The 12,800-nt window shown below is 32.5% G+C and carries 11 protein-coding genes; 6 read left to right on the plus strand and 5 right to left on the minus strand.

Annotation, left to right across the window (positions count from 1 at the left end):
- Together B3139_RS15100 and B3139_RS15105 are read left to right on the plus strand one after the other, a co-directional pair.
- The coding region (locus B3139_RS15100) for a hypothetical protein (RefSeq protein WP_293884432.1) at positions 1 to 268 on the plus strand (268 nt) is incomplete at its 5' end.
- A gap of 349 nt (positions 269 to 617) precedes the next feature.
- Positions 618 to 2,324 carry a reverse transcriptase domain-containing protein gene (locus B3139_RS15105; RefSeq protein WP_293884433.1) on the plus strand — a complete coding sequence of 569 codons (1,707 nt, stop codon included), beginning with the start codon at positions 618 to 620 and terminating at the stop codon, positions 2,322 to 2,324.
- Between the two features lie 181 nt (positions 2,325 to 2,505).
- Here the strand turns inward: B3139_RS15105 and B3139_RS15110 are convergent, their stop codons facing one another.
- On the minus strand, positions 2,506 to 3,735 hold the full coding sequence (locus tag B3139_RS15110) for an IS256 family transposase (RefSeq protein ID WP_293884434.1): 1,230 nt from the start codon (positions 3,733 to 3,735) through the stop codon (positions 2,506 to 2,508).
- 163 nt (positions 3,736 to 3,898) lie between these two features.
- Complete coding sequence (locus B3139_RS15115; protein ID WP_293884435.1) at positions 3,899 to 4,027, minus strand: transposase; 129 nt, start codon at positions 4,025 to 4,027, stop codon at positions 3,899 to 3,901.
- A 383-nt stretch (positions 4,028 to 4,410) separates the two neighbouring features.
- Between B3139_RS15115 and B3139_RS15120 the strand changes: the two genes are divergently transcribed.
- The gene (locus tag B3139_RS15120) at positions 4,411 to 5,271 is read left to right on the plus strand and encodes a hypothetical protein (RefSeq protein ID WP_293884436.1); all 861 of its coding nucleotides are present in this window, start codon (positions 4,411 to 4,413) and stop codon (positions 5,269 to 5,271) included.
- A gap of 299 nt (positions 5,272 to 5,570) precedes the next feature.
- Here B3139_RS15120 and B3139_RS15125 read toward each other — a convergent pair whose 3' ends face one another.
- On the minus strand, positions 5,571 to 8,288 hold the full coding sequence (locus tag B3139_RS15125; RefSeq protein ID WP_293884437.1) for a TrlF family AAA-like ATPase: 2,718 nt from the start codon (positions 8,286 to 8,288) through the stop codon (positions 5,571 to 5,573).
- Between the two features lie 195 nt (positions 8,289 to 8,483).
- Between B3139_RS15125 and B3139_RS15130 the strand changes: the two genes are divergently transcribed.
- The 3 genes from B3139_RS15130 (at position 8,484) to B3139_RS15140 (ending at position 10,577) form a co-directional block, all read left to right on the plus strand.
- The gene (locus tag B3139_RS15130) at positions 8,484 to 9,035 is read left to right on the plus strand and encodes an ATP-binding protein (RefSeq protein ID WP_293884438.1); all 552 of its coding nucleotides are present in this window, start codon (positions 8,484 to 8,486) and stop codon (positions 9,033 to 9,035) included.
- 70 nt (positions 9,036 to 9,105) lie between these two features.
- A complete protein-coding gene (locus B3139_RS15135; RefSeq protein WP_293884439.1) occupies positions 9,106 to 9,390 on the plus strand; it encodes an RNA recognition motif domain-containing protein in 285 nt (94 codons plus the stop codon).
- A gap of 95 nt (positions 9,391 to 9,485) precedes the next feature.
- Complete coding sequence (locus tag B3139_RS15140; RefSeq protein ID WP_293884440.1) at positions 9,486 to 10,577, plus strand: DNA methyltransferase; 1,092 nt, start codon at positions 9,486 to 9,488, stop codon at positions 10,575 to 10,577.
- On the opposite strand, the gene B3139_RS15145 is transcribed toward B3139_RS15140, so the two are convergent.
- Positions 10,569 to 11,453, minus strand: a complete 885-nt coding sequence (locus B3139_RS15145; protein WP_293884441.1) for a hypothetical protein — start codon at positions 11,451 to 11,453, stop codon at positions 10,569 to 10,571. The two genes, B3139_RS15140 and B3139_RS15145, sit on opposite strands and share 9 nt — an antisense overlap.
- Positions 11,454 to 11,590: 137 nt before the next feature.
- Positions 11,591 to 12,172: a hypothetical protein gene (locus tag B3139_RS15150; RefSeq protein WP_293884442.1), complete on the minus strand. Its 582-nt coding sequence runs from the start codon at positions 12,170 to 12,172 to the stop codon at positions 11,591 to 11,593.
- Between the last annotated feature and the right edge of the window lie 628 nt (positions 12,173 to 12,800).

A 12,800-nucleotide genomic window follows, 5' to 3' on the forward strand; every position in this document is an offset into this window, starting at 1 on the left:
AATTGGCCCAATATCACCGAAATCACTGTCCCAGTATCACCGAAATAGACACAAGCAACGTGCACAGGCAATTCGTGCTGATGCTATTATTGGGCTTAGTGTAGATATCGACGAAATCTCAGGAAAGGGGAGTCAAATGTTTATGATTACTGCAGTGAGTACACCAGTACATCTTAAAGAAGTTGCTTGTGTTCCCGTAGAGAAGCAGGATGATCTATTGGACGGCGAACTGATTCAGCAGAAGGTTCGAGCCTGTGATGTTATCTAATATAGATTAATATGATGAAGACACTGATTAAAAATACATTGAATTGTTCCAAATAAAATTAATATTATAAGGGATACCATTGTAACTGTGCAAGAGTATAATTTTAAGAAGAAATTGATTTAATGAAATATTTTGCTTTTTTTTGGATTATGGCGAGGGAATAATTATTGATTTGTATTGCGTTCGTGCAATACGTATAAGAATGTCGAAAATAGCTTCTTAATATTTTAATATATCTCGATAACTGTAACTTTCTAAAACTGTTAAGTCAAGTTAGATTACATTATATCATAACATATTTTTCTGTTAAAATAATTCTAATAGGAAAGTTGAATAACCCTCGCCATTTATGGAATTTTTATCTATCAAAAACAAAGATAATCTTTGTGAATTTCTCGAAATATCTTCTCAGGAATTGGATTATATTCTTTTGAATATTAATAGACTATATTATACTTTTAAGATTTCAAAAAAGAATGGAACATTTAGGGAAATTAACTCCCCAAATTTAAATTTAATAAAAATCCAATATAAAATTAAAGAGGCTCTAATGGAGAGTTTTAAACCTAAGAAATGTGTGCATGCTTATGTTAAAAAGAGAGATATAAAATCAAATGCTCGTATGCATGTAAGAAGCCAAATTGTATTAAATTTAGACTTAAAGGATTTCTTTCGAACAATTACTTATAATAGAGTTACAGGTTTATTAAAAGCATACCCATTTTGTTTAAATGAGGAGGTCAGTCAAATCTTGGCACGCTTGGTTTGTTTTCAATCACGACTTCCTCAAGGAGCGCCAACTTCACCAATTATCAGTAATTTTATTTGTAGAAATTTTGACAAGTCCCTTACAGAAATTTGCCGAGAATTAAAGTGTTATTATTCAAGATATGCGGATGATATTACAATTTCAACTCGAGTTAAAACATTTCCTACATTTTTTGGTTCGTACGATGAAATAAATCGTAAATTCATTCTTTCCGACAAATTTAAGAAGATTTTTAAGAATAATGTGTTTTTTATAAATGACGATAAGATAAGATATCAAACAAATAAAGAACGACAAGTAGTTACTGGGTTAATCGTGAACAAAAAACTCAACATTAATCGTCTCTATTTGAAAAAGATTAGAGCTACATTACATTCGATCGAGGAATTTGGGATAGAAAAGGCTATGTACCATCATTTTGAAAAGCAAGGTATAAAAATAGAACTTGGCAATTTTCAGAAAAATATTAATTATTTCTTGAAACGTATTGTGGGAAAGATATCTTTTATTGGTTTTATTAAAGGTAAGGATAATGAAACATATGTAAAACTCGTAAATAGGATAAAAAAGATTTTTCCCGAAGCAAATTTATCAATCATTTATAAAGAAGTTGCTCAGTCCAATCTTCCGGTTATAATTACGGAAGGCAAAACCGATTGGAAACATTTAAAGGCTGCATTTAATCATTTTAGGTCAGCGCAGCATAAGTTCGTTGACTTAAAGTTTAAATTTCATGAATATGAAAACGATATTGAAATGGGAGCTGATAATTTACACACTTTTTGTAAACATCAAGGACAAGGAGTGTTACAAAATAGGAATAAAATAATTTGCATTTTTGATAGAGATATTCAAAGGATTACGACAAGTGTAACATCTTCAAAAGAACGATTTAAATACTGGGGCAATAATGTCTATTCATTGGTAATTCCCTCACCAGATTTTAGGGAATTTAATGAAGTATCGATTGAACACTTATATAAAGATGATCAATTATTAGTGCCAGATTCAAAATCTAGAAGAATTTATTTGTCAACAGAATTTGATCCTATATCTGGTGAGCATATCAAGCAAAAAGATATTTTGTTGAAAAAAGCATCTATAGCTAAATCTCCTTTTCCCAAAATTATATCGGAAGGTGTTTTTAAGGAAAGTGAAAGTTTGGCACTTTCAAAGAATGAACTTGCAGAATATATTTTAAATGAAAGGCCCCCTTTCAATAAGATGAGTTTTGAAGCATTTTTAACAATTTTTACAACAATTGAGAAAATTATTAATATTGCGTGAGAATTCCTAAAGAGTCACATAAATAAAATCTCATTATTTTCGGTAGATTGTTATCGCAATAAATAGACTTTGCGATTTACAACGAGTTCAATTATTCTTTGGATTGGGAGTGTAAATCGAACTGTGTCACTAGTTCCTTTTAGGGTTCGTGCTCAGAGGCTGTAAGCCTCGAGTGCGAACCCTAAAAGGAACCGCCGAAGGCTTTAATCCTCTCCCCAAATTTAATATGTAGTTGTTGCATTGTCAAGCCCCAATTGTGAATCGGCATTGTCCATTTTTTTGTAATATCCTGAATAACCAGGTAAATGAGCTTTAACAGAGACTGATCAGAAGTAAAAGCACCCTTACTTTTAGTAACTTTTCGGACCTGTCGATGCATCGCTTCAATAGCATTAGTTGTGTAAATGGCTCGTCTTATCTCTGGAGAATACTCAAAATAAGTGGAAAGATTCACCCAATTATCCAGCCATCCTTTGACCGAAAGCGGGTATTTCTTACCCCATTTATCCTCAAATTCAAGGAGTTTCTCATAGCCTTGCTCTTGGTTAACTGCTTGATATACTGGCTTCAGATCAGCAACAACTATTTTTTTATCCTTCTCAGGCACGTAACGAAGACTCGTACGAATCTGGTGTACAATACACAGCTGAATCTGTGTCTTAGGGTAAACAGATTCAATAGCTTCCGGAAACCCTTTTAATCCGTCAATACAGGCAACAAGAATATCTTCCACACCACGCTGCCTGAGCTCGCTCAAAACCGAAAGCCAGAATTTAGCACCTTCGCTTTCTGAAAGATAGACGCCAAGAAGCTCCTTTTTACCCGCTCTATTAATACCTAGAATATTATAGACCGCACGACTCTGGACAGAGCCGTTCTCTTTAACTTTAAAGTGCATACAATCAAGGAAAATAAACGGGTAAATGGATTCAAGTGGACGGTTGCGCCACTCCGTCATAGCAGGAATTACCTTATCGGTGATATTGGAAATCTCCGTAGCTGAGATGTCCATAGCATACATTTCCTTAATATAATTTGAAATATCACGGGTACTCATACCTCGTGCATACATGGCTAAAACATTGGACTCTAGCTCTTCAGTAATAATTAACTGTCGCTTAGCAACAATTTTAGGTTCGAAAGTTCCATTGCGGTCACGACCACTCTCCCGTTCAAAATGTCCCGATTGAAGGCTACGTACAGTCTTTGTGGTCTTCCCATTTTTACGATTGGTCGCTCCAGAAGCTTTACTCTCCTGCAAATGGTGATCAAGCTCTCCTTCCAACATGGATTCCAAAAGATGTTTTAACATCGGTGCAAAAACACCATCGGTACCACCCATTTTCTTACCTTCATAAAGGCCTTTCATGGCTTCCTCTTTGAAGCGTGCAAAATCAAATTCCTCTTTCATGATTATCTGTGTCTAATATAAAAAATATTTTATATGACACAGTTCACTTTACACCCTCTTTGGATTTGCTATTTTTATCAGCAAATATCCACTTTAGACGAGAGTTCTCTTCTTGAAGAGCCTTCAGCTCTTTAAGTTGCTGAGCATCCATACCACCGTACTTTTACTTCCATTGATAGAAGGTAGCTGCTGAGATCCCGTGCTCTTTGCAGATATCCTCTATGGCCTTTTTTGACTCATATTCCTTGAGAATATTGACGATCTGATGTTCTGAAAACTTGCTCTTTTTCATAATATATAACAAACTAATTTAACATTTTTAATTTGTCTGAAAAACAGGTAAGTCTACCAAAATGGTAAGTCTTAAAAATGTACAAAATTAAAAGTTGATTTTTTTGATCCACTATTGCTTTTTAGTACCGGAAATTTTCGTAAATTAGTTTTATCGAAAAGACGTTAGTAATGTTTGTGTTTTTTGAATTTTGAGTTCTTTGAAACCACTCATTTCGCCAATACTTTTCTGTTGCATGGAATTTAACCAAACTAAAGTTTGTGAAAATATTTAAAAGTGGCGTGGACAGGTGTCCGACCGGAAACGGTTTGCTGGGTTCGATTCCTGGCCGAAGATATTTTTTTTGTTGTCTTCGGTCAGGGTTGACCTAAATAATGAAAAAAATGACTCCAATTGAACTAAATCAATACTTTCATTATCATAACTCCAATATTAGGCTTCTAAAAATTGGGTTTGAGCACATAAGAAATCAAATTAAAGATCTTTATCATAAACAAGATAATAACGGTAATTATATTTTTAACTTGTCTGATAGCGATATAAAGAAAATTGAGACCAAAAAAATCGAAAAATCATTATCACGAATTTTATCTGGAATACAAGTTTCATGGGCTGAAGAATCAGTAAAAAGACTCCTATATGAAACGAATCTTTTTACTGATACCCAACGTACTCATATTATAACAAAAGGTGCGTTAGATCAAAAATGGTATGAGAGTTTAAAAATTGTTTTCTGTATCGCTTATGATTTAGTCCCTATTGGAGATGAAATCTGTGCTTCTGTAAGTATAAACACAGAGAGAGGAAATTTAGGAAACGAGTTAGTCAATCAATATTTTGAACTTCGAGACATTATAACTAATCATTTTGTTCCTAATTTCTTTATAAGAAATAAAGTACAACACGGTGAATGGGAATATGCATTTAAACCAAAACATTCAGCAGAATATAGTCAAGAAATAACTGATTCGCTAAATTCTGAAAATATAGTAACAACGACATCAAGGTTTACATTAGTAAATACCTTTTATCAAATGGTCGTTGATTTAGGGCGTTTTAAAAGTAATAGTTTTGCTTTAGATTCTATGCAAACTCCATTTGAATTCTTCTATGCAGGATATATGAGAAAAATAAGATTTGAAATCTCAAAGATAAATTCCACTGATTTAGAAAGTTTTATTTCCGAAATAATTGATAAAGAAAAAAGGGGTAAATTATATAGACAACAAAATTCTGCTAATTAAAAACGTTTTGCAAAATTATCGCCTATAATTATATAAGATTATTACCCCGCAAGCTCCATTGTCAAAGTAACATCAAAAAAATGGACCATACCTATTCAAAAGTGGCTACGGACAATGCAACAATTACATATTAAATTTGGAGATAGAATTAAGGCCTTAGACGACTCTTTTTAGGGGTCGCACTCGAGGCTTCCAGCCTCTGAGCACGAACCCTAAAAAGAGTGATGTGACACAGTTCAGTTTACACTACCGTCATTTCGGTCGGATGGTGCCAGATATTGCGGTTCAAATGACATGTACTACTGTATGTCATATTTGGATTCCCTCGTTTTGAATGCCTCTTTTCCTCCTTCTAATCTTAACAATCTTTCCCTATTTGATAAATCTTCAATTGTTGTGGATGTAACGTTCGTATATAAATCTTTGTGTGGAATTTCTAAAATATGTATTAATTCAGCGTCTCCATTTATAACAAAATTTGAATTATGAGTTGCAAAAATTATTTGTCTATCAGGCTTTTTTGTCTTTATTAATTCAACGAGATATTCTGCAATTAATTTGTTGTCTAAATGAGCTTCTGGCTCATCAATGATTAAAGGTTTAATTCCTGTCATCAATAAAGTGACGACAACAGCTGTACATCGCTGACCAAAAGAACAAGACTTTAAATCCTTGTCTCCATAGAAACCTTTGAATTTAATATAGGTTGGAACATCATAGATATGTTTAGTGATGATTAATTTGTAAATAATGAAATTTGCTCTACTTTTGAAAATTTCCTCAATTATTTTTATATAATTTGTTGCTCTATTAAAATTTAAAAATATTTTAGATTCAAGTTCTTTTCTAAATTGATTATAATCTAGATTTACTACATCACTCAGTTTTAATTCTAATAGGGCCCTTTTAACATCACTTTTAGATGTTCCGCTAATGTGATATTCTAAAAACTTATTATAAAATTCATCAAAAACATATTCTTCGATTTTTTCATTATCAACATAGGTATCGAAATTAATTTTTAAAAGATTTTCATTTTGTATATCAAGTCTAGAATTTATTATATCTAGATTGGATGAAATTAATTGAGAATACTCTTTTGAAAGAGATACATATGTTTTTGTTATTGATTCATTCTCCTTATATTCTTCTAATAAATTCTTTATTTCCGTTTCTAATTTTAATATTTCCTGATTTAAAAGAGATATTTTCTCATTTGCGTTTTGTGAGTCTTTTATCACCTCTTCACTTGTTCCTTTCTCTTCGAAGAAGCTCTTCAATTTTTTGATTTCAGTATCGAAAGATTGATTTAATAGTTCTAACCTGTCATTTACCGATTCAAAATTTTTCTCGACAATAATTGTATCACTTTCGATAAATTCCACTTCATCAATTGTTGTTAATATATTAAGTATTTCGTTATATCTTTTTGAATAATCGTCGACCTTTTCAGAAGTTGGATATTTGTTAATAAGATTTTTAATATCCTTTAATAATTCCGAATATGAATTTTTACTAGCCTTCAAAGCGTTTACTTCTTCTTTGTTTGTACTAATTGCATTCGATATTTCTTTATATTTGACATCATTGACTGAATCAATTATTTTTTGAAATGTGTCCTTCTCATTATTTTTATCCTTTTTAAGTTTATCCTTTTTATCTATGTCGTCAATAATCTTGATATTTGAATCTATTTTAGATTTAATTAATTCAATTCTATTATCATGAACTTCAAAGTTAGAGTCCAAGTTTTTGATTCGTTCATCAAATACAAGATTTGTTAGTCTGTTTCCTTCTGCGAGTTGTTCTATCTTTCCTTGGCTTACAAATTCTATTTCGTTTGTTCCCTCTAATTCTACAAATGTTAAATTATCGCTTCTTAAATCATATTGCTTATTATCAACTGTTAGAAAATTATTTGCAAAGAAATCTGACTCTTCATTAAGTTTTTCTGCAAGTAGATTTATTATTGTACTTTTACCTGTACCTCTTCCGCCTACTAAACAAGTAAAATAATTACTGAATTCTAATTTACCTCTAATGTTTTTCAGACAAAATTCTTGAACATCAGATGAATCCTTTCTTTGAATTTTTATATTAGCTGGAAAATTGAAATTAATATATTCAATTTTTCGAGTAGAGTTTCTTGGTTCAGTCTCTTGAATTACGATTCTATGCTTTGGTTCATATAACACTTGTTTTAAGCCTTCAAAACTCAAATCGGCCTTAATCCAAGTGTTATCGCATATAGTAATCGAATTATCTCTATCGTCAAGTAATTTTTTACCGAGTTTTAGTTTTAAATCATCAAATGAATGTGCATCACAACCGCTTAAAACAGGTTTAGGTTTAGATATTTTAATTGGCTCTTCATATCGATCTGTTGACATATAATAATCAACGTTTTGGACACCTCCAAAAAATGCATCACATTTTTTATCAATCTCATCTGTAATAGATAATTTTCTAGGCGATCTAGTAGGACGTAAGCCTGCGTTATTAGCTGCTGCAACTATTAAATATGGTTTGTTTGTGCCAAAAACTTCTTTTAAACCTCTATTAATTTCTTCAATTGAAATTGTAGCACTTATAAATTTATCTGGTGTTAGATTCTTACATTTTATATTTGCTCCATTTTCATCAGTATCACTTGTCTTTAAATTTAAAAGAAATTCATCAATTTTGCTTTTTTGTACTTTGTTGTCAAATATAATATGGATATTTACTTCTTCTCCTTGTCTGTTTACTGCTACTGGCAATCTAAATTCAATATTCAAAAAAAATACTTTTCTTGATTGTGGATGGTTACTTTTAAATAGGGATAAGAATTCAAAATAATTTTCACAGCAGAAATAATCTGTTATTCCAAATGCAGAAACATCTGATTCTTCTATTAATTTACAGTACTCTTTCCAGACCTCTATTTCATCTTTTCCTTCTAAAATATAGTGGTTTGATAGTTTAGTTTTAGGTGTATGTAAATGTAGATCCCATTTTCTCCAAATTGAGCCTTTCATATTTTAGCGGTTAATTAGTATTGTGTATAAAATTATTATATACGCAATATATTAAATTTTCTGATAAGCTAATAAAAAAATAAAGAGAGTAGTTGGGATCTTCTTCGTCCGCATTTAACCGATACTAGATTCTCACAAGATGCAATATTTAGAAATCAGATACTGTATCCTGAATTAGCATGTCGGTAAGCTTTAGTGAATGCAATAACACATAGAGATTACAGTAGTGAAGGGAGGGGGATCGAAGTCAAAATTTTTAACGATAGACTTGCCATCAATAATCCTGGAGAACTTTTATCATCAATAACCGTCAAAGATTTAAAATCCTTATCTGGTGTGCATCAATCTCGAAATACTTGTATAGCTAGAGTTCTGAGAGAGACTGGCAATGTCCGAGAACTATGTGAGGGGATTATACGCATCCACGAGTTAATGAAAAGTAATGATATGGTCGAGCCTGTCTTGGAATATAGAAATAAAACCTTCTCAATCACTCTATTTTATAAACATGTTTATAGCACTGAAGAAAAACTTTGGCTAGAAGAATTTGATAGCCTTACATTATCCAGAGAGAAAAAAACAGTTGTCAGACTAGGAGTTAATGGGAGACTTATCTCTGCAAAAGAGATTTTCGAAGCCGTCGGCATTATCGATGAGAAAGAGTATCGTGAGCTAATTCAATCTTTAAGGTTACATGGGATTCTATCCACAACAATGTCTTCAAAAGAAGCAACAATTAAAACATAAGTATGGAGGATCGAGAAAAGCAGTCCCTCGATACCAAATCCATAAACCAACAACAGAATCGATTGAGGAAATGGGAGAGGAAGATAGATCTGATTACGCTAGGATTTATGTAGGAAATATTCCATATAATATAAAGGAAGAGAAGATGTACGAAGTTTTAGGGAAATTCGGTGAAGTCGTAGATGTAATCATCCCAAGATGGTCAGGAGGAGCAAGAGATGGGCAGTCGAAGGGTTTTTGTTTTGTTGAATTTGAAAAAAGAATTTCAGCCAACAATGCCTTAAATTCTACTAGACCAGTAGTAATTGAAGGAAGGAAATTAGGATTCAGAGAGTCAAATAAATTAGTTAATTAGTATCTTTCAATACGACACTATCGTTTTATAATTTTTATTCACAAACCTTTTTGAATTAATTTTTTCTCATTATTATTGTATAATCTTGTATAAGGTTGTGTATAGTTTATATGAATAAATATTATAAAGTTAGTGAAGCCGCTGAGCTGCTGGATATTAGTGCAGAAACCTTGCGGCGCTGGGATAATTCTGGAAAATTCAGAAGCACCCGACATCCAATAAATAATTATCGAGTCTACTCGGAAAATCAATTACTTTCTTTGGCGAAGGAATTTAATCTGAAGGAATTTGATTTATTCGATACCGTTCTCTATGATCAAAACAGGTTATTAGAGCCCATATTTAGGACCGATCTTGGTCAGCTCTATAATATGGATGCTATAGAATTTATGCGAACTATTCCTTCGAATTCTGTACAACTAGTTTTTGCAGATCCACCATATAATATTAAGAAAGCGGAATGGGATACTTTCGAATCGCAAAAAATATATGTAGAATGGAGTATGGAATGGATCAGAGAGGCGCATCGTATATTAACGCAAGATGGTTCTCTATTTATTTGTGGGTTTTCGGAGATACTTGCTGATTTAAAATGGGCATGTTCATCTCTTTTTAAGGGATGCAAATGGTTAGTATGGTATTATCGTAATAAAGGTAACTTAGGGAAAGATTGGGGACGTTCACATGAGAGTATTTTGCACCTTAGGAAGGGATCCAATTTTATCCTCAATATGGATGAAGTAAGAATACCTTATAATGCTCACACTACGAGGTATCCGAATCGTACACAAGGCGCTTCTTCCCAATTTTCAAATGGCAAGGAGAAGAAGCCTGAATGGAGCCCAAATCCTCTTGGTGCAAAAGCTAAAGATGTATTTGAGATTCCGACAATCTCAAATGGTTCATGGGAAAAAATGGCTCATCCTACACAAAAACCTGTTGAATTGATGCGTAAGATAATTCTCGGCTCATCGAATCAGGGCAGTCTTATTTATGATCCATTTGGAGGATCAGGATCTACTTACGCAGTGGCAGAAGCATATGGACGTCAATGGATAGGCACAGAATTTAGTCTTGAATATTGTAACCTGATAGCAGGAAGAATTCAAGATAAAGAACACATTGAGCGTATTAGGTCTCGAAAAGACGAAATTTCTTCTGCCAAATTGCGGGGGAAATTAAGATGATAATATTTTATGTAAATCTTCACTCAATAATTTTGAAAAAGGTTTAATATGTCTATTATATGGTGATAACAATGCATTTGGGGGAGGGTCTAGATAATAGACACCTTCCAATTCTGTTAGAAATCTATTATAAACCATGAATAGCCCAGAAACTAGGGTGAAACTGATATCATTATCCTTTTTTCGTTGTACATCATTTAGAAATATACCCAAAACTTTCACGGGATGTCCAATAAATTTTTCAAGCAATATTTTATCCATAAAGATCTTACCCATTCGATCTTTAGACGTAGTTTTTACGGATACCACGATTTCTGTTTGATCGAGTGAGCGCACATGGGTAAATTCCTTTGAAGGGCTTAAAATTAAATCATTCTCACAGCTATAAAACTTAGTGCCTTCAGATGTTTCATAGGGAATTTTTGTAACTCCTTTTTTATTATGAATAGCGATTTCGTTAAATACTGAACGTACAAGTTCTTCAAAACGGTTACCAACGTGTTTTTTTGAACTATTCGATTCGACAAGAAGGTCAAGTCCCATACCTACTGACTGAATCAACGTGTATAAAAAGCTATCGATTATAAACTCTTCTTCATTATTAATAGATACTTGGATTTTAATTTTTTCAATTATTTCCCTAAATTTTATTTCATGAAAATCTATTCCTGCACTGCTAGGTATAAATAGTAATTTGTTGATAGGTCTTACAAACTTTTTGGTATTACCAATATCTGAGGAATATATATAATAATTACCCTTTTCCTCTTTTCCCGAAAGTACATTCGGGGTATAATCTAAAACTCTTTTAGCAAGTATAATAAACTCATCTAAACTATTCTTTTTTATTTGTAAGTCTGTTGCTAGTGGTAACATTTTAATTTAGTATCTTTTTTATTAAATGGGAATGCAATTTGAAAATTATTATGCTATTGATAGCCATGGTTAAAGCGATTTTATTCTAATATGCAGAGCTCCAATCCAAACTTATTATTTTTTTCCTCTTTCAAGAATCAATTGCTAAGCAACTCCAAAATCTCTTCCTTCGACATCTTTTCATACTTTGCGGCATGATCCTTATGTACAAAGATCTTTGGCGAAGTTTTTTCGAAAAGCGAAACAATTATTTTGTTGCGCGGGGATTTGCTTAGAAGATTGGTAATTTCGGTTGATTGCTTCTCCGAGAGTTTCTCGTCCATTTTTGAATGGAGATATTTTGCTGTACAAGGCTTATTTAAACAACCTTCCGAGATAAGACGATCGAGCTCATTTGCTAAAAGTCTATCTTTATCTATACTCTTTTTTCCTATGGATTTTCTCCTTATTAATACTTCTTTTATATTTCTTATGAGTTCATCTTTATCAGGAATCGGATAGCTTGGATTTGCAAAATTATAATACACTTGCCCAAAGAGATTTGCAATGGTTATCATTTTGCCAATCGTAAGACCAACTTTTCCTTTTAAAATATCATTCACATTATCTTTATTGGATTTGATTAGTTTAGTGAAATCATTAATGTCCAAACCTGATTTTTTTAAGTACTTGGTTACTTGTTTCCCAAATTCAATTTTATATTTCTCCTCAATATCCATAAATATAGATTATAATATTTTGTAAACTCTATTTAATTGTTTATCTTTGTTTAGCGATTGAAATTCATGGCTGTATTGCCTTGATTAACGATGTTTTCTCATGCCAAAAAGACCAAATTACCAGTGAGGAGACCGTGAAATCGCCCTATGCTTAAAAAAGTTTTATACCTTTACATAAGTTATAGGGTGGTTCTCACGTTAACTTCAGATGGTAACTATAAAGTAATTTATAGGAGGGTTGGTCCCCTTGGCTCTGGAGTTGTGAGGCCACCTTATTTATTATAGGTCACACTTATCTTAAGAGTAACATCGTTCACATAAAACCAAAACAATTATGAGAACGAACAGTAAAAACACCACCCATCACCCGCAATCGATCCAAATTGGATTGACGAGGTATTCCCGCAAATCACTTTTAAAGAACATATTCCGCGCACCCGAATAGGTTGCGCTCCATCAAACACAGGCTGTAAAGAGCAATAAAAAGGGGAGGTCTTAACTTTCCTGTAAACGAAAAGACAGCTGACCCCTGTTCAGTCTAATGTCCCGCTATTTACGCCTGTCACCGACCTATTTATCAATATAATTGCATTAAAAGGTAATATTGGCCAATGATACAGCTTGATTT

This window comes from Sphingobacterium sp. UBA1498, assembly GCF_002325125.1.
GTDB lineage: Bacteria > Bacteroidota > Bacteroidia > Sphingobacteriales > Sphingobacteriaceae > Sphingobacterium.

Bases quoted from the DNA above. Each gene is read 5' to 3' on its own strand.
- B3139_RS15115 (WP_293884435.1), bottom strand. From the start codon at position 4,027: ATGAAAAAGAGCAAGTTTTCAGAACATCAGATCGTCAATATTCTCAAG.
- B3139_RS15145 (WP_293884441.1), bottom strand. From the start codon at position 11,453: ATGTTACCACTAGCAACAGACTTACAAATAAAAAAGAATAGTTTAGAT.
- B3139_RS15105 (WP_293884433.1), top strand. From the start codon at position 618: ATGGAATTTTTATCTATCAAAAACAAAGATAATCTTTGTGAATTTCTC.
- B3139_RS15120 (WP_293884436.1), top strand. From the start codon at position 4,411: ATGACTCCAATTGAACTAAATCAATACTTTCATTATCATAACTCCAAT.
- B3139_RS15125 (WP_293884437.1), bottom strand. From the start codon at position 8,288: ATGAAAGGCTCAATTTGGAGAAAATGGGATCTACATTTACATACACCT.
- B3139_RS15135 (WP_293884439.1), top strand. From the start codon at position 9,106: ATGGGAGAGGAAGATAGATCTGATTACGCTAGGATTTATGTAGGAAAT.
- B3139_RS15110 (WP_293884434.1), bottom strand. From the start codon at position 3,735: ATGAAAGAGGAATTTGATTTTGCACGCTTCAAAGAGGAAGCCATGAAA.
- B3139_RS15150 (WP_293884442.1), bottom strand. From the start codon at position 12,172: ATGGATATTGAGGAGAAATATAAAATTGAATTTGGGAAACAAGTAACC.